At 51.0% G+C, this 21,912-nt stretch carries 18 protein-coding genes; 2 read left to right on the plus strand and 16 right to left on the minus strand.

The window, feature by feature from the left end:
• Positions 1-163 precede the first annotated feature (163 nt).
• The 14 genes from ACOZB4_RS21125 to ACOZB4_RS21190 all read right to left on the minus strand — a co-directional run bounded on the left by ACOZB4_RS21125 (position 164) and on the right by ACOZB4_RS21190 (position 16,915).
• On the minus strand, positions 164-1,387 hold the full coding sequence (locus ACOZB4_RS21125; RefSeq protein ID WP_379414659.1) for a glycosyl hydrolase family 8: 1,224 nt from the start codon (positions 1,385-1,387) through the stop codon (positions 164-166).
• 347 nt (positions 1,388-1,734) lie between these two features.
• Positions 1,735-2,742: a zinc-dependent alcohol dehydrogenase gene (locus ACOZB4_RS21130; protein ID WP_379414660.1), complete on the minus strand. Its 1,008-nt coding sequence runs from the start codon at positions 2,740-2,742 to the stop codon at positions 1,735-1,737.
• A gap of 21 nt (positions 2,743-2,763) precedes the next feature.
• A complete protein-coding gene (locus ACOZB4_RS21135; protein ID WP_379414661.1) occupies positions 2,764-5,004 on the minus strand; it encodes a helix-turn-helix domain-containing protein in 2,241 nt (746 codons plus the stop codon).
• A 65-nt stretch (positions 5,005-5,069) separates the two neighbouring features.
• The gene (locus ACOZB4_RS21140) at positions 5,070-5,951 is read right to left on the minus strand and encodes a carbohydrate ABC transporter permease (RefSeq protein WP_339269884.1); all 882 of its coding nucleotides are present in this window, start codon (positions 5,949-5,951) and stop codon (positions 5,070-5,072) included.
• A complete protein-coding gene (locus ACOZB4_RS21145) occupies positions 5,945-6,910 on the minus strand; it encodes an ABC transporter permease (RefSeq protein WP_339269882.1) in 966 nt (321 codons plus the stop codon). The genes ACOZB4_RS21140 and ACOZB4_RS21145 overlap by 7 nt, the downstream gene beginning before the upstream one ends.
• A gap of 79 nt (positions 6,911-6,989) precedes the next feature.
• Positions 6,990-8,597, minus strand: a complete 1,608-nt coding sequence (locus ACOZB4_RS21150) for an extracellular solute-binding protein (protein WP_379414662.1) — start codon at positions 8,595-8,597, stop codon at positions 6,990-6,992.
• A gap of 510 nt (positions 8,598-9,107) precedes the next feature.
• Positions 9,108-10,040, minus strand: a complete 933-nt coding sequence (gene sdaAA, locus ACOZB4_RS21155) for an L-serine ammonia-lyase, iron-sulfur-dependent, subunit alpha (RefSeq protein WP_379414665.1) — start codon at positions 10,038-10,040, stop codon at positions 9,108-9,110.
• A complete protein-coding gene (sdaAB, locus tag ACOZB4_RS21160; RefSeq protein ID WP_339269878.1) occupies positions 10,037-10,720 on the minus strand; it encodes an L-serine ammonia-lyase, iron-sulfur-dependent subunit beta in 684 nt (227 codons plus the stop codon). Before sdaAB ends, sdaAA begins: the two co-directional genes overlap by 4 nt.
• 39 nt (positions 10,721-10,759) lie before the next feature.
• The gene (locus ACOZB4_RS21165; RefSeq protein WP_379414668.1) at positions 10,760-11,842 is read right to left on the minus strand and encodes a dihydrodipicolinate synthase family protein; all 1,083 of its coding nucleotides are present in this window, start codon (positions 11,840-11,842) and stop codon (positions 10,760-10,762) included.
• Positions 11,842-12,858, minus strand: a complete 1,017-nt coding sequence (locus ACOZB4_RS21170) for an NAD-dependent epimerase/dehydratase family protein (RefSeq protein WP_379414670.1) — start codon at positions 12,856-12,858, stop codon at positions 11,842-11,844. Before ACOZB4_RS21170 ends, ACOZB4_RS21165 begins: the two co-directional genes overlap by 1 nt.
• Before the next feature lie 200 nt (positions 12,859-13,058).
• Positions 13,059-13,193, minus strand: coding sequence for a hypothetical protein (locus tag ACOZB4_RS21175; RefSeq protein WP_256720511.1), 135 nt, complete (start codon positions 13,191-13,193; stop codon positions 13,059-13,061).
• Between the two features lie 131 nt (positions 13,194-13,324).
• Positions 13,325-14,419: a DUF4349 domain-containing protein gene (locus ACOZB4_RS21180; RefSeq protein ID WP_379414673.1), complete on the minus strand. Its 1,095-nt coding sequence runs from the start codon at positions 14,417-14,419 to the stop codon at positions 13,325-13,327.
• Positions 14,420-14,832: 413 nt separating this feature from the next.
• Positions 14,833-16,164, minus strand: coding sequence for a hypothetical protein (locus ACOZB4_RS21185; protein WP_379414675.1), 1,332 nt, complete (start codon positions 16,162-16,164; stop codon positions 14,833-14,835).
• A 298-nt stretch (positions 16,165-16,462) separates the two neighbouring features.
• Positions 16,463-16,915, minus strand: coding sequence for an SRPBCC family protein (locus ACOZB4_RS21190; RefSeq protein WP_076322371.1), 453 nt, complete (start codon positions 16,913-16,915; stop codon positions 16,463-16,465).
• Between the two features lie 210 nt (positions 16,916-17,125).
• On the opposite strand from ACOZB4_RS21190, the gene ACOZB4_RS21195 reads away from it, so the two are divergent.
• Together ACOZB4_RS21195 and ACOZB4_RS21200 are read left to right on the plus strand one after the other, a co-directional pair.
• Positions 17,126-17,926, plus strand: a complete 801-nt coding sequence (locus tag ACOZB4_RS21195) for a DUF6597 domain-containing transcriptional factor (RefSeq protein ID WP_379414677.1) — start codon at positions 17,126-17,128, stop codon at positions 17,924-17,926.
• 19 nt (positions 17,927-17,945) lie between these two features.
• Positions 17,946-18,404, plus strand: a complete 459-nt coding sequence (locus ACOZB4_RS21200) for an SAM-dependent methyltransferase (protein WP_379414680.1) — start codon at positions 17,946-17,948, stop codon at positions 18,402-18,404.
• A 107-nt stretch (positions 18,405-18,511) separates the two neighbouring features.
• On the opposite strand, the gene ACOZB4_RS21205 is transcribed toward ACOZB4_RS21200, so the two are convergent.
• Positions 18,512-20,128, minus strand: a complete 1,617-nt coding sequence (locus ACOZB4_RS21205; RefSeq protein WP_422759635.1) for a Na/Pi cotransporter family protein — start codon at positions 20,126-20,128, stop codon at positions 18,512-18,514.
• Between the two features lie 107 nt (positions 20,129-20,235).
• On the minus strand, positions 20,236-21,849 hold the full coding sequence (locus tag ACOZB4_RS21210; protein WP_379414684.1) for an ATP-binding protein: 1,614 nt from the start codon (positions 21,847-21,849) through the stop codon (positions 20,236-20,238).
• Positions 21,850-21,912 lie beyond the last annotated feature (63 nt).

The raw sequence follows: 21,912 nt of genomic DNA on the forward strand, positions 1-21,912 counted from the left end.
GGTCTTATTGGTAAAACCCTCGATCCCTCCACCCGCATAGCGGGTGGTTTTATGTTTCGCACGCTATCGCGTGCTCAACTGACTAAAGTCATAATAAAAAACCCTGATCCATAACGGATCAGGGCTTTATTTTATGATTCCCTAAACTTAAAGGGCGTGATGTTTAATATGTCCACCAGTTCCCCGACATCACGATCATCGAGAACAGCTTGATGCTTTCCTCATAATATCCCTCTGCGGATGCGTTCGCCGTGTAACTCCATACCGAATTCAGCCAGCTCTGGTGGCTGGACGAAGTCATCGCACTTACGCCAAAAGGAGCATAGAACGCCCCACTGTTATAAGTTACCAGCGCGGTGCCGTTCAGGTTATACCCTGCCTTGATGTTGGCAGGATTGCTGCTTGTGGCTGATTTAATGAACGTGTTCATCTTGTTCAATTGATTCAGCGCACGCGTATCGCCGGTCATCAGATAGTCAGTCGTAATCCGCCAAGGAGTCCGGGATGAATTGTAATAGTATTTTCCATCATTCGCCCCTTCCAGGAATCCCCCTTCCGCAGGCTGATAATTGCTGCCCGACTTGACTACGAAATCCGGAAGCAAGCCAGTATTGGAGCTGTAGCCGTTATAGATGGAGTTGATGATGGTATAGGTTTTGTTAATGACATTATCCCAACGGGCATCGCCAGTAGCTGCACGGAATGCCTTCATATGGTTCAGCATGAAATCCGATGGGCGCGTGGCGGTGTCGAAGATGCCGCTTGTTGCCCAATCGCCTAAGCGCAGCGTCCACTGGGACTGATTAACGTCACTGCTCATGATGGCATTGATAATATCCTTGGCTGCCTGGAGGTAATTAATCGATCCGCTGCTTCCCCACTGCTTGTCCGCAAGCAGGAGTGCGTAAGCAATGTCCATATCGCCGTCCGTTGCCGAATTGGCTCCCCCTATATTCTGAAAGCTGCTGTTTTGCTTCCAAGCCATCAGATATGGATTGTTATTACTCGGATGCGCCTTATAATATCGATAAAGTCCGTCGAAATACGACTGGGCATTACTGTCGTATCCCGCCATCAGAACGGTGAAGAGCATCCCGTAGCCATGAGCCTCGGACACTGTCTCACCAGCCGAATTGTATTTTACGTAATATTGCCCTGTCGCTGCAGGCTTCAGGAAAGACCCTTTCCAGCTGTTCCATTTGTTCTTGACCGCACTGTCCATCGCTGACTGCGTCACATTGTTTGGTTTAATCGAACCGCTCGTATACGACGTATGCTGGGGAAACGGCTTGTTGGCCGCCAGAGACAATCCGGCTGGCAAGATCAGTAGAACAGCACAGAACAACACAGCCGACTTACGGATGATCGAATTTCGGAATACTTTCATCACGCTTCGCTCCTTTGTTTTTCGAATTGGAAAGCCATTACCGCTACAGTTTGGTAAAACGGTTTCGAATAAACCACCACCCTTCCAAAATCGATGGAAACGAGGAATGCGCTTATATGTATAAATCCTAAGAAGATTAGATATGTAAATATCTCTATATAAAATGATAAATTATCCATATCTACTACTAGTATAATTTAATTGTATATTATTGTAAATTAATAGTTTGGCAGATCGGATCCCGTCGCACGCAAAAAGCCGTCTTTCTGCAGTGGCATCACTGCTCGGAAAGACAGCTATAACGATTCCTCTTCTCGTTCCTCTACCGCGAATCCCATTCCCGGAATTCACGCATTGTCCGCGTAGTTAAATATCGTCCCCAGCGTCGTTGATCCAGGGCCGTACCGCTCATAAGCCTTATCCGCTTCATCCACGGGGATCACATGCGAGATCAGCGGATTGACCGATATTCTCCCTTCCGCCAACAGACGAATATATTCCGCGATGTTACGACCTTCCGTCCAGCGTACAAAGCCGATCGGGTAATCCGTATTGCGGAGTTCATAACTTGCGTCGTAGCGGCCCGGACCGCCTGCTCGCGAAATGAGCACCTGCGCCTCCTTGCCAAACATTCGGTCCCGCGCGTACGTCATGGACAAATCGCCGACAATGACGATTTTCCCCTTATCCCGAATCCATGTCATCGAAGAGTTAATGAGTTCTTCCCCGGGGCCACTTGCACACAGAATAACGCTGTCGGCTCCATGACCGCCGGTCATTCGCTGAATCTGCTCCTCAAGCTGCTCCTGGTTATCGTAGGCATAAGCAATATGCCGCTTCATTCCCAGTACCCGCTCCGGGTTCAGATCAAATCCCGCAACCGGGCAAGCTGCCGCGTGCGCGACCTGGGCAATCATCTGCCCCAGTATGCCAAGTCCGACCACCACAGCCGATTCGCCAAAACGAAGATCCGCTACCCGCAGGGCATGGATCGCAATCGCTCCCAGTCCCGCAAATGCCGCTTCTTGCGGGTCCACTCCATCCGGAACAATCGCCGTTAGATTGGAAGGCACCGTAAGCCACTGGGCATGACGGACGTAAGGAGCCCCATAGCAGGCCACCCGTTGACCGACGGCAAGTCCCTTCACGCCTTCTCCCAAGTCTTCGACGATCCCCACGGCGCTGTAACCCATAATGACTTTTTGATCCGATGCTCTTCGTATAAAGATCATCTCCGTGCCCGGGCTGACCGCCGAGTATTCGGTACGAATCAGCACATGGCCTGCCGGCAATTCGGCCGGCTTCTCGATTTGATCAACGATCACGTTTCCATGAATCGTGGCAACAGCCTTCAATATGAACCCTCCTGCTCCACCTTATTTTCCTGATGCTTTCCGATATTCGCTCGGCGAGACGCCGCTATACTTCTTAAACGTTGTCGTAAATGTGGAAGAGTTCGAATACCCCGTCTTCTCTCCGATTTCGGCAATGCTGAGATCCGTGTTTCGGAGATATTCACGTGCGTGCGATAGTCGGACCTTGTTCAAATACTCCACATAATTCACGCCGAATGTCTTCTTGAAATAATTCGAGAAATATTTCGAGCTGGTATCCAGCACTTCGGCCATATGGTCCAAATACAAATTCTCCATATAATGCAGTTCGATATATTGCGAGATGAAGGCGGGATTCAGCTTGCTCCGCGGATCATGGTTCCGCGTATTGGCCACCACGCGCATCACTTCCATTAGCGCCTTCTGGATCTCTTCATAGGTAAAGGCTTGATCAACCTTGCGGATGAAATCACTCTCCAGCTGAAACAGCTCATTGCGATCAACGGACGGCGAATCCGCCTGCTTCATGACAAGAAAGAACATGCTCTTCGCGATGTGCACCATCTGATGATGATGGATATGAAGGTCCGCATTCTGCTGAAAAATGTCACTCACGATCTGCAGTCCTTCATCCACCTTGCCGCTCAGCATGCAGTTGCTCAGCTTCTCAATCTTCTGAAGCGGATAATAAATATCCGGGACGTAACGGATTTGCTCCGTATCAACCATATCCGTGTCCGCATTCACATTCCGGTATAATCGGCCATCCTTAATGTTCCGGTATGCCTCGCAGCAATTGCTGATCTTGGACTCATACGTCTGGCTAACGCAGCCCCACACCATAAACGTATCTATAAACTCCTGGTTGCACAGGCCGATATACTCTTCGAATTTTCGTACCAGCTGCTTGCGGTCCGACGGCTGATCCAAACCGATGAGCGCGAGGAATCTCAGCTCTTCGATATGATAAACCACCACATGTTCATAGCGTTCCTGCAGGCCGTTTCGGATCTGGGCCGTCAACTCTTCCAGGACAAAATCCGCCTTGGCTGCCCCCTTGCCGGCAGGCTGCAAATATACGGCCGCCATCATGAAATGCCGACACTGGAAAAAATGCGTGTAATGCTTCTGCATCTGCATTTCCTGCTCGCGTGAATGGTGATGGCCGTCCAGCGTTTGCAGAAACACGCCGCGGCGAATATCTTCATCCACCAGGTCCATCTGCTTCTTCAAGGATTCATTCTCCCGCTGGACCTTGATAATGCCGCTCTGGATTTTTACAAAATCATTCCCTTTCAGCGAACTGCCTCCGAGCAGCTGCACGATGTTCTTCACCGGCCGGTACAGATAAATGCTGAGCAGCACCGACAGAATGACGTTTAACGCAATCGCGCCGTACATGATCCACGTATTGGCATTGGTGACGGAATCGATATTTTGAAACTTGTACGGCAGCTTGTTGATATAAATAAAACCGTTATAATCCGATTTATAAAAATTGTACTCAAAATCATCGTGTGTGAGGGAGGCTTCCTGCGACGGGTTAAAGTATACGTCGTTAAGAATGCCTACCAAATCCAGATCCTTCTCGGTGCTCAAGATGACGTTCCGGTTCGCATCCAGCACGATGAGCGAGGCACCGGGAATCATCGAGTTCAAATCGATCCCTTTAAGCAGCCGGTTCACGTTGATCATGACCATGAGGTTTTTGTTCGACATCCTGACCTTGTTACCGTCCACGGCAATCATCAAATTCCGGCCATACCCGCTGCTCTGATCCGCATAAACCTCTGCTGGAAAGATCGTAAGCTCGTGCTCCGATCGGGTAAACGTCTTCCAGAACATCGAGTTGAACTTCTGGGATTTGTACCGTCTGTCAAACAGAGCGTCCAGATTGCTGGTCCCGCGTGTCGTAATGGCCAAATCATGATTGTCGAAAGAGACGACTACATCTTCCACGATGTCCACATTGGACACTATGCTGGTGACGCTATCCTGAAGGGAAATGACCTTCTCCATGTCCAGCATGCCGTTATCCAATTGCATCCGGTCTGAAGGAAGCGCATGAATGTTAAAAATCAAATTGTTCACGGAGGAGAAACTGGTATCAAACGACTGAATAATGTTTCTGATCACCATCCGGTTGTTCTCGCTCACCTTGTCGTAAATTCCCGTAATGGAATTCTTGTACACGATGTAATTGAATATGAACATGATGCCGACGACCAGTTGCAGAGCGAAGAAAATCTGGAGCAATCCTCTGTTGGCGATCAATCGATTCATACGGATTCACCTCTCTTGGATGTCATCCCTTCATATTCAACATCAAAGCCCACGGCACCTTCCCGTTATCCCTTTTCGGAACCGAGCATGACTCCTTTGGCAAAATACTTCTGAGCAAACGGATAAATCAGCAGCACCGGAATCATGGACAACACGATTGTTGCATTCTTCATAGCTTGAGGCGCCAGCGCCGACGCGTCCACCAGACTCGGGTTGCTTCCGTTCTCACTGAAAATCAGCATATCCCTAAGGACAACCTGGAGTGGATACATATTCGCATCGTTCAGATAAATCAGCGGGATAAAGAAGCTGTTCCAATGACCCATGAAGTAAAACAATCCGATCGAGGCCAGCGCCGGTTTGGACAGCGGAAGCACGATCTGGAACAGGATGCGATACTCGGAAGCACCGTCGACAACGGCTGCCTCGCGCAGGGACTCCGACATATTCTCATAGAAGCTTTTGAGGATTAACAGTTCAAAGGTCCAGATCGCATTCGGAAGCACGAGTGCCCATACGCTATCCAGCAGGCCAAGCTCCGATACGATCAGGTAGTTCGGAATGATCCCCGGATTCAGGAACATGGTCATGATGATCGCCAACAGGAAAAACTTGCGCCCGAAGAAATTTTTGCGCGCGAGCGGATATGCCGCTACTGCCGTAAGCAGCAGGTTAATGACCGTACCAAGCGCGGTATAAAAAATCGTGTTCAGGTAGGCGCGCGGCACCCGGTCATCGTTCAGCACCTGGGCATAGGCGTCCAGATTAAATCCCTTGGGAAACAAGGTGATATTCCCTTGCACCACTTCGGAAGTCGCACTGAGGGAAACGGCGGTGATATATACGACGGGGTACACGGTAATAATGGCAAGGCACGTCAGAATCAGCGTATTGATGATGCCGAATAACGAGATGTTCCGAAGGCCGAATCGTTTGTTGTTTACCATAGTCCGCTACCTCCCAGTCTCTTGCTGAAGTAGTTCGAGGACAGCAGCAATATCATGGCGACAACGGCTTCAAACAAGCCCACGGCTGCACCATAGCTGTAGTTGCTCTCCAGTAGCCCTTTCCGGTAGACATAAGTCGAGAATACGTCCGCTACCTCATAGGTCATCGGATTGTAAAGCAGCAGTACCTTCTCGTATCCGATCCGGAGCATCGATCCCGTCTTCAAGACAAACATGATTATAATCGTAGGCAGAATGGCGGGAATCGTAATTCTGAAAATCATATGGCGCCTCTTGGCACCATCCACCTTGGCCGCTTCGTAAAGCGACGGGCTGATCCCTGCGATCGCAGCCATATAGATGATAGCCTCATAACCGACGGTTGCCCAGATGTCCGATGAAACATAGATGGTTCGGAACCAGCTCGGCTCTATGAGAAAGTACGTCTTCTCAAAGCCTAGCGCGGCGATAAGCTGGTTAATGATTCCTTGATTGGGCGACAGGAAGTCGATAATCATGCTGCTGATAATGACAACCGACAGGAACGAAGGAAGATAGCTGAGCGTTTGAACCGACTTTTTAAACCATTTGACTCTGACCTCGTTTAAGAGAATCGCCAGAATGATGGGAAATGGAAACCCGAAAATGAGATTATATACGCCGAGAAGCAGCGTATTCTTGAACAACAGCCAGAAATCCGGACTGTTGAAGAATTTCTCGAAATGCTTGAGCCCTACCCAGTCACTCTCCATGATACCAGTGAATACGCTGTAGTCCTTGAAGGCAATGATTAAGCCGTACAGGGGCCCGTAACGAAAAATGATGTAAAATAACAGGCACGGGATAAACAAAATCAACAGTTGTCTGTCCCGTTTCATATGCTGAAAGGCCGAAGCCATTCTTCTTCCAAGCCCGCCGCGGGGATTGGCCAGTTTTGTCTCTGTCCCTGCACTTGACATGGTGTTCCCTCCTTAAGATGATGAGCAGCACCCGAGCGTTGTACCCGGATGCCGCCATCAGTCCTATTTCTTCCGCGGATTAATTCGTGGCTTCATCCAATCTCTTCTGGGCTGCGTTGAAAATATCGACGATCTGCTTGGATCCCTGCTTCTCGGCTTGCGCTTGCCATTGCTGCCACTGCGCATCGCCGTAATTTTTGTTGAGAATGTATTTCGCGTTAAATTCATCCGCCAATTTCTTCAGCGAGGTTTGAATCTCCGCAATTGTTGCGGTTTCATCATCCGTAAAGTTCACGACCGGATCCAGCGGCTCGAATTTATTACCGTTCAGCAGCTTATCCTGAGCCTCCTGTTCCTTCTCCGTGTAGTTGAAGTACACGCTGCGCTTATCGGAGTTGACATACAGACCTTGCAGCCACAGACCATAACGGTCCTCCAGCACGCTGATGTCCACCAGCGGCACGTCGGTCAGCTCCGGATAGACGGCTTTATCGCCTTCGATCTTGAATGTCTCGCCTTCCACGCCCATCGTTACCAGCGTTGCGCCGGACGGGCTCGTCAGGTAGTCGAGGAGCTTCAGGGCAGCTTCCTTGTTGTCGTTGTTGGCTACCGCGATGCTGAAGCCGTTCGTAATGCTCTCGATCGTCTTGCCGTTGCCGGTCGGTCCGACCGGGTTGCCGTATCTCAGATCATAGTTCGGGTTTTGGTCCTTAACCTGGTTGTAGAACAGGTCCAAACGTCCGATCCAGTCATAGGTCACAAAGGATTTGTTGCCTGACGTCATTTTCGCCGTCCAGGAATCGTCGGTGTCCGTCATGAATTCCGGATCGAGGAGTCCCTCGTTGTACAGCTTCTTCATGAAATCGAGCATTTCTTTATGCTCGGGCTGTATAGTAGCGTACTTCCACACCTTGGCGTTCTCGTCGTAATACGTCGGATAGTTGGCTCCGCCGATTCCCCAGCCGAAGGCCCAATCGCGGAAAATGTGTTCTTTCGTCTTGGAGGCGTAAGGATAGGAATCCGGATAGGCTTCCTTCAACTTTTTGAGTGCCTGATAGAATTCATCGGTATTCGTCCATTCCTTGATGCCCAGCTCATCGAAGATGTCTTTGCGGTACAGGAAACCGTGGTTAACGTCACGGTTGATGTTTGCAACCGGCCAGGTATAGATGTTTCCGGATTCGTCTCCGTAGGACGGAATGACCCACGGATTCTCATCGACATACATCTTTTTAAAATTCGGCAGCATGTCGAGATATTCGTTGATGGCAACGACCGCTTTCTGTTTGCCGATCTTCTTCAGCTCCGGAGGCGTTAGCCCGTGGATAATGTCCGGGAGCTTGCCGGAAGCAACGGTTACTTTCAGTTTGTCTTGAAAGGTAGCCGAAGAATAGGCTTGGAAATTCACCTTGATGCCGGTTCGCTTCTCGATTTCCTTTGCAAGCAGGGAATCATTCAGGTTGGTTTTCTCGCTGACGACCATCCAATTGATCGTTGTCGGTTTATCAACCAAAGGAAGCGCGAGCCCCCCGGTATCCCCATATTGATCCGGATCTGCCGGTGCCGTTGGAGGGGCTTTGTCTCCGTCCGTTTTGGGAGCTGCCTCTTTCCCCCCTCCGCTGCATGCGGCCAGGATCGAAACTATCAGTGTGAATGCGAGTGCCATACGAAACCACTTTTTTGTCATTTTCGTTCCTCCTTTAAAAAGATCATTTACATGCTGCTGACTGAATCTGTGTAATCGCTACTCTACCCCCGTTATTTCTTCTCATCTGTGCGTGTTGGTTTATTCATCTGGACTACGTTTCTAATAGCAAGATGCTCCCTACCACTCCTCCTTGTTGGCGAAGATCCCTAGCTCAGTGCAGGGAATATTCTAAAATCACTCGGCAGCCGATACCGATCTTCCGGCACGGATTTTTCTATCCATCCACATCATAAAAACGCTTTCACGTTTCGTAAAGAAGCGTATTTCGGCGAGATGCTGTTTTTTCTCACCCAAGCCATTAAAATGCCAAAAAACCGCGTAGTATCAGGCTTTTCAGACATGTGGAAAATGCTAAAGCGGTAGAAATATCTAAAAAAAATGAGGGATTTCATAATGAAATCCCTCACGGAGCATGTTAAATTTCTTCTCCTCCTCATCGTACATTAGAGAAACCTGACGCCTTGGGCTTTTATGAAAATGAGTGTGAACTCATTCACCCGTTTCGTCTTTTCTTGCTTTGGCACCCTTTTCCCGCAATTTCTTGCCTTCCTTACCGTACAAGTCCTTCAGGATTTTCTTGCCGGTCGGCGTCTGCGCAAGACCACCCTTCGCTGTTTCCCTGTGCTTGGACGGCATGGCCGTGCCGACTTCCAGCATCACGTCAATAACTTCATCAGATGGAATGACACTGCGTACACCGGCAAGCGCCATATCCGATGCCGCCAGTGCTGTCACGGCCCCAAAGCCGTTGCGCACGATGCAAGGGATCTCAACCAGTCCGCCAACCGGATCGCAGATGAGCCCCAAAGAGTTTTTCAGTGCAAGTCCAACAGCATGAACTGCCTGCTCCGGCGTGCCGCCTCGAAGTTCAGTCAAAGCGCCTGCCGCCATACCGATGGCTGAGCCAACTTCGGCTTGACAGCCGCCCTCCGCACCGGAAATAAACGAGTTGTTGGCGATAACATAGCCGATTGCGCCTGCGCTGAACAGCCCCATCACCAAATGCTCGTCTTCCCAGCCGAAGCGTTCCTGCGTGCTGACGAACACCCCGGGGATAATGCCGCAGGAGCCTGCCGTCGGCGTTGCCACGATGCGCCCCATAGAGGCATTCACTTCAGATACGGACAGGGCGTAGGCCAGTGCCGTGCAGGCGTCCGTACCGAGCGCGGGTATCCCGCTGCTCATGTATTGATGAACGCGTACGGCATCGCCGCCGGTCAGGCCGCTTTTGGAAGGGACGGGTTCATGGATCCCCCGGTGCACAGCTTCCTTCATGATGCCGTAGTAATCGGCCATTTGCTTGAACGTCTCGTCCCGGCTTTTCCCCGTTTCCTTGATCTGTTCATTCAGCATCAGCTGGCCAATCGTAACCTGATCCTCCCGGCAGCATGCGATGATCTGCTCCAGCGTAGAAAACTTCATGACAACGCCTCCTCTACTGTCAAATCCGCAACGACGACACGGTGCACGCTCGGCAACCCTTCGATATGCTTCATCAACTCAGCCGGAACCGCTTCATCCGACTCCACCACCGTCATGGCATCACCGCCTCTTCCCTTGCGGTCGACATCCATATAGGCAATATTGACGCCGCCGGCCTCCAGGAGCCGGGTGATATGCGCGACCATGCCCGGCGTATCGTCATGAAAGACCAGCAGCACCGGATAATTCATCGTAAACTTGACGTCGAAGCCGTTCACGCGCAGCATTTCCACGCTGCCTCCGCCAATGGAAGCGCCTGCAATGACATCGGTATGATCGCCGTCCGTCAGCCTCAACTCCACGGTATTGGGGTGAAAGGCCACATTCTGTGCCGTCTTAAATTTAAGTTCAATGCCTGCCGCTTCGGCAAGCTCGATCGAATTCCGGATACGCATATCATCCGTGGCAAAATCGAGCAATCCGCCCACGACAGCCAGATCGGTCCCGTGGCCGCGGTAGGTTTCAGCAAAAGAACCGTAGAACACAATTTCCGCTTGATCGGGGAATGCTCCAAATATGCGCCGCGCAGCCCTTCCGATCCGCACGGCCCCAGCGGTATGAGAGCTCGACGGCCCCACCATACTGGGCCCAATAATAGAAAACACATCTTTAAACCGCATGCGCGATTCCCCACTTTCAACTATTCTGCCCTCATTGTATCAGTCCGCTAGCCATCTTTCCAAGTGCTCTTGAATAAAATCGTCATCGTTCAAATGCGGATAATCCCGGTAGACTCTGTCAATCTCTTCGGATTGGCCGGGAGACAGCGTCTCATGCGGATTCAGGCACCATATGCCTTGAAGCAGTCCCTGCCTGCGGAGCACCTCATGGATACCTGGAATACAGCCTGCAAACTGATGTGCAGGATCGAAGAAGGCTGCATTGGAGTCGGTAATCTCCACGTTGCGTGTCAGCCATTCCTTTGCGAATCTATCCTGCTTGCGAGCCTCCTTGATCTCTTCCAGCAACTCCACCGCTTTCTTCGTCCAGACTGCCCAATGACCAAGCAGACCGCCGACGATAGGCTTGGTGACCAGCGTCCCGTCCACCTGGAATTGATACGTCGTCAGCAAATCATTGACGATGTTATCGTCGTTCCCCGTGTACAGCGCAATATCATCTCTACGGCTCGAATAACAGACGGCACGAACGACGTCCATCGTCTGGTAGCGGTTGAAGGGAGCCATCTTGATCGCCACGATATTCGGAATTTCGGCGAAGGTCCGCCAGAAATCGAAGGAGAAGATATTACCGCCAACCGACGGTTGAAGATAGAAACCGATCACCGGCATCCTCTGTGCAATCTCCTCCGTGCGCTTTAGAATGTCTTCTTCGCTCCAGCCGCTTAAACCGCCCATGCTGAGAAGGACGGCGTCATAGCCAAGCTTGCGGGCAATCTCTGTTTCCTCCACAGCCTGCTCCGTGGGGCCGCAGACACCGGCCACCATCATGAACGGCCGATCGAGCTCCGCCCTGCGAACCTCTTCTGCCGCAAGTCGCAACACGGGTTCATACAAGTCGATGCCCTTGTCGCGGATTTCGAATTGAGTCGAATGAACGCCGACCGCAATACCGCCTGCACCGGATGCCGCATAATAACGCGTTAATGCCCGCTGGCGTCGTTCGTCCAGCTTCCGATTCTCATCCAATGCCAGCGGGTGAGCCGGTATAACGAGCCCATCATGCAGAGCTTTAAGCTTCTCGGGGGCCAAACGTTGAGTTTCAGGAACCTGTCCGCTCATTAGAATTTCCCCTTTCTCTCTTGGAAGTGAGTCGGCTTATTCCACCTCTCGCCGCCGGATTGTACCCATGCTGCGGTCCAGTCGAGCATCTGCAGCAGAGACACCTTCGGATAACCGAACAGCTGGTGGGATTTCGCAGCATTGTTCAGGAGTGCAGTCTCGGATTCAGTACCCGTAAAGGTCACTTCCTTGCCCATCCGTACCGCCAATTCCTGTGCCGCCCAGCGGATCGACATCGTCTCCGGTCCCGTAATGTTGATGATTTCAGGAGGCGAGCTGCAGTGCAGGAGCGAACGGAGCGCCATCTCGTTGGCATCCCCTTGCCATATGATATTCGCATGCCCCATCGCCAGGTGAATCGGCCGGTCCTCGTGGATCGATCTGGCCAGCTCATGCAGAACGCCGTAACGCATGTCGATAGCATAATTCAGGCGGTAGATCGCCATCGGCGTACCATTCTGGTGGGAGAAATATTCAAAGACGCGCTCTCTGCCGAGACAGGACTGCGCATACTCTCCGACCGGCTCCGGCGCTACCGATTCGTTGACTCCGCCGCTGCCCACCGGTGAGAACGGATACACATTTCCTGACGAGAACACCACCATGCGAGATTGCTTGAATTTCTCGGCCACCCGACCCGGCAAATACGAGTTCATCGCCCAAGTAAAATATTCACGGCCGGTCGTGCCGAATTTATTGCCCGCCATGTAGATCACGTTCGGAGCCTCGGGCAGCTGCTGCAGCTCCCCATCGTTCAGCAGGTCGCACGAAATCGTTTGGACGCCCGCCTCCTCCAGCTCGCGTCTGGCCTCTTGGTTCGAGAACCGGGATACGCCGATGATCCGTTTGCCACCACCGCCTTCACGTACGGCGTTCGCTGCCAGCCTTGCAAGGCTGGGACCCATCTTCCCGCCGACACCCAGCACAAGGATATCCCCCTCCAAAGACGCCAGGTCGGCAACAAGCAGTGCTGAAGGCTCAGCCAGCTTCGCTTCTAATTCTGCAACGGTTAACATGAACAATCTCCTCCTCCGATTGATGATTCATCCTCATCATACGGCCTTGCTTTATATAAAGACAAATCTTTAAATTGTCTTTAAATAGGCAGCGATGTGCCATTATACTCACAGACTTGCCTCCGGGAAACGGGGACTTTCACCCCCCGGCGGTCGAGCTGCAACCATCTTCATGACAGCATTAAAAAAGCCCCCTGATCTCAGGGAGCAAACGAAACGTTCAGCACGATGTGTCGAAGCACGAGGAAGGCAATGATAAAGGAGGCTGCCAGCCCCAGCATCGTGAAGATGACGATTTTCTCAACGCGAGTAAATTTGACCTTCGTTTTATTCATCACAATCACCTCGACTTCCATTATAGTACAAATATGATATCATATTCCAGAAATACAAATCTGAAGATTTGCCTTGGCCTTCCTCTGGATTTTATGTGTGTTTTTTGATGCATCCGGGTCTGCTCCTGCCGTTATTCGTCTTTCATTCGTTTTTCCTCGTCCTTTTGGCCTTCCGGATGCCCTTGCTCAGATGCCGGCCCGTTATTGAGCAGCTTTCGTTTACGGACTACCTCTTCCCGTTTCCGCTGCCCCGATCTTCGCGCCACCCATAGGATGAGCAGAACGAAGACCGCGATGAACAATACGGGAAGCGAGCCGGAAAGGATGACGATAATCCATTGGACGATGATGGTGATCACGTCGATGCTGCCCTGAAAAGCTTGGGAAATCCGCTGCCCGAGCGGTGCCTGCATGGCGGGCGTTTTGGGATCATCCTTTTTTTGTGGCGTCTCGTAAAGCCTGATTTCTACCGTGGAATAAGACACGTTTTGGTCAATGTAACGCATTCGGCCTTTCATCTGCTCGATTTCCGATTGGATGCGCTCCAACTCGTTTGCAAAAGCGACGAGGTCGGCCGTTTTGGTCGCTTTTTTCATGAAGGCGACGTACTGCTCCTCCATGATTTGCTTGGCCTTGAGCCTGGATTCCAAATCGACGTATTCCTCAGTCACGTCCTGCCCTTCGATGCTTCGCTGCAGGTTTTCATGCGCAATGTTCTCCAAACGGTTTAAAAAGGAGGAGAAATCGTTTGCAGGAACTTTCACAATAAACGTGCCGCCTTTTTCGCTGCTGGACTGGGTTTCGCTGAAATTAACAATATAACCGCCAGAAAGCGTCACTGTGTTCCGGACTTCCGACTGCGCTTTTCCATAGTCCTGAATCTCCATCACGATATTCGCTTTGTACATCAGCTTTTTGTTGAGCCCGCCTGATAAATCCTGCGAATTAAACCCTGCGCCGGAAGCCTGGGCAGGCGATGGCATATTCGGAAGCTCAGCATCCGCCGATGCCGGCTCCTCGACGCTCTTCTTGCTCGTCACCGCCATTTCGTTTTTGGCTTCCGCCTCACCTCCATCTGTTTTATTTGAGGCTTGATCCGCCGTTGTTTCTTGCGATTCGACGGCCGCGGCACCTCCAGCGCTTTTGTCTTGAGAACCCGAAGAGCAGCCGCCGACCAGCAATACGATAAGCATCAAAGCAGCAATCCATGAACCCCGCTTTCTCATACTTCAACCCCCTGAAGATAAATATATTCCATTTTATCTACTAACGGTTCCATCATCTGGAAGGTTGCGGGCGCGCTAAAGAAATTTATCAAGGCGGGGCCTTTGCTCCGAGAAACCTTTGCCCTCTCCATGCATCGCTTCGCCGCACACGGTAAGTACGAACGTCATTGTCAATGCACATCGGTAGGTTCAATCTGGCCTGCAGCTTTTCCGGAACTCTCCCGGCAGAAAGCCTGTCATTTCGCGGAATACCTTAAAAATTCACTTTATATCCCCGCATTGATGGAACCTGGACCGTATTCGCCATGTCGATATGGCACCACCGCGCCCTTTTCGTTCAAAACAACGCAGGAAAAACGCCTCCTTTCGTCGCGTAACGAAAGGGGCGCCCGTTCCAAAGCAATTTCACAGCGCTATTCCAAAAACGTAAATCTGAAAATCTGCCTTGGTCTCCCCCTCGGCACCTTCTCGATTCCGGCAATCTCGACCAAGTCGTTGTCGGTCCACAGCTGGAGCAGCCGATGTGCACTGCGGACGGTAATGTCCAGCAGGTGAGCGAGCTCGTGGACCTTGTATTCATATTTACCCGAACGGGCACGCTGGTTCAGCAGCTTGCTCAAATAGGCACTCGTCATACCCGCGTCCTCTGCCCGCTTGATCAGCTCTGCATCTGTAAAGGACAGCACCTCCTGCACAGGGTCGGCCATCTCCAGCGGTCCTATCAGCGTTCCATCCTCCCGGACAATAAAGCAGGCGTTGCCGCCAACTTCCTTGGATTTCCGCATCGCGATGCGCGCATTGGTTCCCGCCATGCTGGCCGACTGGCCGAATCCCATGCCGATGCTGAGCGAAATACCATAGGTTTTGTTCACGTCTTTAGCCAAGGGAATCGTTTTGTAACCTCCGGTTTCCCGTTCAAAGATGCCGCGCGTCGTGAAGAACAGATACTCGTCACCGCCCAGATGGGTCAGATAGCCATCCAGCGATTCCACATAATCGAGCACCATCCGGTGAATATCCAGCTTCAGCTTCTGCACCTCGTGCTCATTATTCCGTCTTAACGCCTGGGTTCCGAAATCGTCTATATTAATCATCCCGACCACGATCTGGCCTTCCCGGCTACGGCGGGATGCCGTGGACAGCAAAGCCCGCTCCAGCGATACCACAGTATCCTGATCGGAAGGCAGCAGCCATTCATTTGGGACCCCAAGCCTCGTCAGCTCATGGGCCACCGATTCTACGCCCGTGAACGCAACAGAGCAACCGCCGGATTCATATTGAAGACGGTGAAAATCAATCAGATTCCTCTTCGGGGCATAAGCCGGTCCATCGTAAATAACAGCTTGTACAGCCGGGATACCCAGATCCCTTATCGTCCGGACCACCATCGTCTCGGTTAAAGTATCCACCGATATGCCACCAGCCAGTCTTCCCCTCTGCCCGGCATGGAACAGCGCTTTATATAAACCCGCGTCCGTGACGGGGACATAATGCACAGGGATTGTGACCTGTCCGAGCTCCTTCACCTTGCGCTGGGACAGCGGATCCGAGAGGAACAATACCTCAACCTCGCCTCCGATCCGCTCAGCCAGTGCCGGCGCTTCGTCATCATCCTGAAAAACAAGCGGCACGGGGTCAAAGGAAGGAAAGGTTTCAATGACCTTCATGATTTTATCAACGATCGTCTGGGTTCCGATAATACCGATACGAATTTGTTGGACAGGGAGTTGCCTCCGCTCCGTCATATCTCCTTCACTCCCATCTTTCCCATTGCCGAGAAGCCGCTTATCGGCAAGCCGGCATGGATACTTAAATCATACCCGCTATCGAATATTTGGCAAGTGAAATTGGCCAGCGGGATTCATTACTTTTCAATTCCACCCCTGCTGCCTGCCACCTATAATTCCCTACAAAAAAAAAGAGCCATTACGGCTCTTTAACAGGCTTTCTTTAATATATAACGAATCCATAAATCATACGCACAGTGCGCGGTCCGGGCATGCTTGGATGCGATCGACCATATGCCGATTATTCACCATGAGGCTACCAGCCCAGATCCAGGGTCTCCCCCGTCTCCGCATAGGTCTTCAGAATGCTCATGACCATCCACCAACTGTCCGCCGCCTTGGCGCGAGACGGATGATCCGGCGTGTATTGATCATTGACGAGCGTCAGCTTGGTACAATTCCCTACCGGCTCGAGGGTGAACGTAATCCGAGACTCCAGCTCCTCATGATTCGCGTAATACGACGGACCCGGATGTTCGGACAGACTCAGTCTCTTCTGCGGCTCATAAGCCAGAACCTTCCCATAGACATGAACCGTCTCCTCTCCGTCATTCCCCGGACCCACATAAGCGTAAGGCTCCCCGATTTCAAATGAAGATCTCAGCTCGCTCCCGAAAAAGGTGGCCCGAGTTCCCTCCGGCAAAGTTAAGACATCCCATACCTTCTCCGGCGAAGCACCGATATAAAACTCATAATGTAACGGCTCCATTTTAGTTTCCTCCTACCATCCATGAAATACGCAGTAAGACCGGCTTGTCCTCCTGTGATATGATGATGTTATCAAGAAGCTGCGATCCAAGTATTGTAAAAATGCGACAGGCTGCAACCTGTAGAATCACTTCAAGCACAAGTCCCGTGTGAGGGCAAGTGGTCCATCGATCCTGGCCTGTTACGGATTATCGGAGGTGTTTATGTATCCATGATTCAGCATCCTCATCAGTCCAGCCTCGGCATTTTGAACATGAACAGAGCCGGAGAGAAGTTCCAGCTCCTGCGAGTTCCCCCATCCAAGGACCTTTCCTATTTCATCAAGCATTACTGGATCATTCATTGGGATTTAACCGATCAGGAGCCTTATCTGCAGGATGTTGTTCCTAATCCTTGCGCCAACTTGGTTGTTCAGCCCCATCGAACCGCTTTTTATGGCGTATCCAGCACCAGGCATTCCCACCATCTGGAGGGCATTGGACAAGTATTCGGAATCAAGTTCAGACCCGGCGGATTCTATCCGTTCGTGAACACGTCCATGGACCGTCTGACGGATTCCTCCATAGGGACCATGGAGGTTCTCCAAATCGAGCCCCATACGCTGGAGCAGCAGCTATTGACCGCAGAGGAACCGGAGCAAAAGGTTAGGTACATGGAGGAGCTTATTCGCCGCGTTCTCCCCGAAGAAGACGAACAGATCGAACGGATTCATACCATCATTGATCGGATTCATCACAACCGGGACATCATTCGGGTCGAGCAGGTTTGCGAATGGTTCCAGATGAGCCCGAGATCACTTCAGCGCCTGTTCAAGCAATATGTCGGGGTAAACCCTAAATGGGTGATTCGCCTGTACCGACTGCAGAATGTCGCCGAGGTGCTTGAAGGCCTTGATCATCAGGATGTGCTGGAGCTGGCCATGGATATGGGTTATTATGACCAGTCGCATTTTATCCGGGATTTTAAAGCGGTGATCGGTAAAACACCAGAAGTTTATATAAAGGAACGATAAACCTGAAGGAGGAAACAGCATGTATACGATACAGGCGATCGGAACGATCCATAACGAAAGAAAGGCGATTCAGGATGATTACTGGGGGGATGTTATCTCAGAGATCAAGCTGGGCAAAGAATGGGATGAATGCTCCCTGGATGGGATTGAAACGTTCAGCCACCTTGAAATCATCTATGTATTCCATCTCGTCCAGGACGACAACATCCAGTACGCGGCGAGACATCCGCGAAATAATCCGAGCTTTCCCAAGGTCGGTATCTTCGCCCAGCGGGGCAAAAACCGCCCCAACAAGCTAGGAGCCACCATGGTGGAGTTGGTAAGCAGAGAGGGCAGGTCCGTTTTCGTGAAAGGGCTGGATGCCATAGACGGGACTCCCGTCGTTGATATCAAGCCTGTCATGGAGGAATTTTTGCCGAAGACAAAGACCAAGCAGCCCGAATGGGCTACGGACATCATGTCCCGTTACTGGGAATAATGATTGAGCAATCCATCGTACAAAAACAGCGCTGCCGCGCCTGTCCCTAAAGGTTCAAGGGACTGGCCTGGCCAGCGCTGTTTCTATGGAGTCCATTTCTGTTAAGCCTACTCCTCGTGCATGACGAATTGAGCAATATTCTTACTGTGGTCTCCGACACGTTCCAAATTGCTCAGAATATCCAGATAGACCGCTCCGGAGTTTCCTGTGCACAGATTCTGGTTCAACCGCTGGATATGACTCTTGCGGAACCTGACCTCCATCTCGTCCAATTGCCGCTCATAGTCCAGCACCTCTTGAGCTGCGGCCACGTCATTATGCTCTAACGCAGCCAGCGCCCGTTCCACCGCCTTGTCGGCTAGGGACAGCATTTCCTTCAACTCGCGCCCGGCTTCCTCTGAGAACTCAACCTTTTTATTGATGCTGAATTCGGATAGCTCCACGATATTTTCCGCGTGATCGCCGATCCGCTCAATATCGTTCACCAGTTGGAACCAACCGGAGGCTTTTTCAGACTCGCCTTCCGGCAACCCGTTCTGCTGCTGGATTTTCACCATATAATCCGTGATTTTTCGATTCAATTCGTTGATAAGCTCTTCCTTCTGCAGGGCGAGTTCCCCCACCCGGGATTCCCTGCTGAAAAAGAAAGTAGACGCATCATTGAGAGTCTCCCGGGCATACTGCCCCATGCGCAAGATTTCATGCTGTGCTTGTCCAAAAGCAACCGCCGGTGTGGCCAGCAAACGTTCATCCAGATAAATCGCCTTAAATTCAAACTCCTGCATCTTGCCAGGAATAACCTTGGTTACGATCCATGCCAAAGCCGGAATTAATGGCAGGAAGATCAGGGCATTGGTTGTATTGAAGATGCCGTGAGCGTACGCAATCTGCATACGGATATTGACGCCTTCGCCCAGCCATAACACAAGGGAATGCACGGGAATCAACAGAATCATAAAGATAATGGCACCGATGACGTTAAAGATAACGTGAACCAGAGCCGTGCGCTTCGCAGCGACCGTTGCGCCGATCGAGGCGAGCACTGCGGTAATGGTTGTCCCGATGTTATCGCCAAACAAGATCGGTAACGAACCTTTCAGGTTGATCATTCCTTCGTCTGCAATGGTCTGCAATATGCCGATGGTAGCACTTGAGCTCTGGACAACCATCGTGAATATAGTACCTACAACGAGCGCCAGGAGAGGCTGATCCTTCAACTGGATCATAAAGTCAGTAAAGGCTGGAAGCTCACTGAGCGGCTTCACGCCGCTGCCCATGGTGGATAACCCCAGAAAAAGGGTACCAAAGCCAAAGACCACCTGGCCGATATATTGGAATCTTTTCTTGTTAAAGAAAAATAAAAAGAACGCCCCTACCGCAATAATGGGCAGTGCATATTCTTCGATTTTAATCCCCACGATAAATGCAGTCATCGTCGTGCCGATATTGGCCCCCATAATGACGCCTATGGCTTGTCTTAGTGTCATCAGCCCCGCATTAACCAGTCCGATCGCCATCACGGTCGTTCCCGATGAGGATTGAATCAGTATCGTGACCCCGACACCGACCAACACGCCCAGTACCGGGTTGGATGTGTATCTCTCCAGCAACCCGCGCATTTTGTCTCCTGCTGACTTCTGCAGACCGTCCGACATATACTTGATGCCAAACAGAAAAATGCCCAAGCCGCCGACAAATTTAAATAGGATGTCCTGCCAATCCAAAAAATAAGTCCTCCTTTAGATGTTAATCTCGTAGTGTGGCTATAAAAACCCTCTAAATAATTTAGCACAATATCACAACAAGATATACCTATCTAAGTATCGACATATTACGAGATCGGCAGACTTATTTCGACCGATGTTCCCCGCTCTTCCTCGCTCCGGATGACGATCCGGCCATTGTGGCTCTCCATGATCCGGTGGACGATCATAATACCAAGGCCATTGCCGTCCGGCTTGGTCGTATGAAAAGGCTCCCCAATCCGCTGAAGCACGTCATCCGTCATGCCGGAGCCGTTATCCGTAAAAATCACGCGTTGATATCCTTCCTGCACATCCAGATGAATGTGAATGTTTCCGCCATGCGGCAAGGCTTCCATCGCATTCTTCAGAATATTAAGAAATACCTGCTTAATCTGATTCCGGTCACATAGAATCGTTGCATGCTGCCCGATGCATTGGGTCATGTCGATCCCGCTAAGCTCCGCCTGAATGGCAAACAAGTGGAGCACCTCTGTCAGAATTTCACCGCAGTCCTCTAGCTTAAAAACCGCAGCCTGGGGCTTTCCCAGAATCATAAATTCCCCTACCATCAGATTAGCCCGCTCCAGCTCGGACATAATCAGGTCATAGTGCCGAAGGCAGGCGTCCTTATTCGCTAACTGGAGCATTCCCTTCACTGTGGTGAGAGGATTGCGCACTTCATGAGCGATGCTTACGGCAACCTGACCGGCAAATACCAGCTTTTCCGTATTCCGCAGCACTTCCTCCGTCCGCTTCAGCTCTGTAATATCACGAAGAAAACCTACCACCCGCATGAGCTGTCCCTCACGGTCATAAGCAGGTTGAACATCAAGTATATAGTGATTCATGTTTCCAGAAATCTCAAGCGAAAGCTCTTCTCCGATGCAGATTTGCTGCCGGTGTATCACCCGCTCATAAAACTCGCCAATCGGCTTAATTCCGAATACCGATCGACCCACATATCGGGTTCGGTTTCGGTCGCTGCCGTCCGGGCACAGCAGGCTTAAGCTGGTTTCGTTCATCTCCAGAATCTGACCCTTTGCATCGGTAATGATTACGCCATAATGATTCGTCCCGAGGAGCACCTGATTCAAGGTCTGCAGCTGCGTGTTCTGTTTGCGGGTAACCATCTCCCGTTCCAGGGAATCGGCCATCGTGCACAGCAAAGCATGCAAATGCGGGTGAACAAACTCTCTGTGCGTCATTAAAGAAATCGTTCCTAGGATCAACTTGCCATCCTCGCCATGGAAGGGAGCCGAATAACATGCCATGCGGTGAAGAATGTGATGAAAATGGTCCTCTCCTATCAACGTAAACGGCCGCTCATACCGGAGACACAGATCAATCGAGCTTGGACCGTCTTCTTGGCAATAGCCGTTGCCCTCGGCAATACCCAAATACCGGGCTGTTTCTATAATGGTCGGATCCCCTTCCATATCAAGAATGAATCCCTCGTTATCCGTAATGGTAATCACGACAGGATTTCCTGATCCGGAGGAAAGGAACTTATTCACGAAAACTTGGATCACTTCAATGTACTCTTTATATTTTGCACGCCTTGCGGCCAATACCTCATCATTCAATCGATTCGTATGTGTTGGAACAAGCTCCGGGTTCATCCCCTTGTCTATACACTGCTGCTTCGTTTGCTGAATGATTTCCTGATCAGTTATTTCACCACATTGATTATCCAAAATCACATACCCCTTTTTATCATACTGCCACTTTAATGTAACCTAACGTTTATTCTATCACTTTTATCG

It is taken from the genome of Paenibacillus sp. NPDC058898, assembly GCF_049316025.1.
In the GTDB taxonomy this organism is placed as follows: domain Bacteria; phylum Bacillota; class Bacilli; order Paenibacillales; family Paenibacillaceae; genus Paenibacillus_AQ.

Excerpts from the sequence above, each read along its gene's own strand:
- ACOZB4_RS21190 (WP_076322371.1), bottom strand. The coding sequence starts at position 16,915 with ATGGAGCCGTTACATTATGAGTTTTATATCGGTGCTTCGCCGGAGAAG.
- sdaAB (WP_339269878.1), bottom strand. The coding sequence starts at position 10,720 with ATGCGGTTTAAAGATGTGTTTTCTATTATTGGGCCCAGTATGGTGGGG.
- ACOZB4_RS21135 (WP_379414661.1), bottom strand. The coding sequence starts at position 5,004 with ATGAATCGATTGATCGCCAACAGAGGATTGCTCCAGATTTTCTTCGCT.
- ACOZB4_RS21145 (WP_339269882.1), bottom strand. The coding sequence starts at position 6,910 with ATGTCAAGTGCAGGGACAGAGACAAAACTGGCCAATCCCCGCGGCGGG.
- ACOZB4_RS21200 (WP_379414680.1), top strand. The coding sequence starts at position 17,946 with ATGTATACGATACAGGCGATCGGAACGATCCATAACGAAAGAAAGGCG.
- ACOZB4_RS21150 (WP_379414662.1), bottom strand. The coding sequence starts at position 8,597 with ATGACAAAAAAGTGGTTTCGTATGGCACTCGCATTCACACTGATAGTT.
- ACOZB4_RS21170 (WP_379414670.1), bottom strand. The coding sequence starts at position 12,858 with ATGTTAACCGTTGCAGAATTAGAAGCGAAGCTGGCTGAGCCTTCAGCA.
- ACOZB4_RS21180 (WP_379414673.1), bottom strand. The coding sequence starts at position 14,419 with ATGAGAAAGCGGGGTTCATGGATTGCTGCTTTGATGCTTATCGTATTG.
- ACOZB4_RS21140 (WP_339269884.1), bottom strand. The coding sequence starts at position 5,951 with ATGGTAAACAACAAACGATTCGGCCTTCGGAACATCTCGTTATTCGGC.
- ACOZB4_RS21125 (WP_379414659.1), bottom strand. The coding sequence starts at position 1,387 with ATGAAAGTATTCCGAAATTCGATCATCCGTAAGTCGGCTGTGTTGTTC.
- ACOZB4_RS21185 (WP_379414675.1), bottom strand. The coding sequence starts at position 16,164 with ATGACGGAGCGGAGGCAACTCCCTGTCCAACAAATTCGTATCGGTATT.
- ACOZB4_RS21195 (WP_379414677.1), top strand. The coding sequence starts at position 17,126 with ATGATTCAGCATCCTCATCAGTCCAGCCTCGGCATTTTGAACATGAAC.
- sdaAA (WP_379414665.1), bottom strand. The coding sequence starts at position 10,040 with ATGAAGTTTTCTACGCTGGAGCAGATCATCGCATGCTGCCGGGAGGAT.
- ACOZB4_RS21175 (WP_256720511.1), bottom strand. The coding sequence starts at position 13,193 with ATGAATAAAACGAAGGTCAAATTTACTCGCGTTGAGAAAATCGTCATC.
- ACOZB4_RS21165 (WP_379414668.1), bottom strand. The coding sequence starts at position 11,842 with ATGAGCGGACAGGTTCCTGAAACTCAACGTTTGGCCCCCGAGAAGCTT.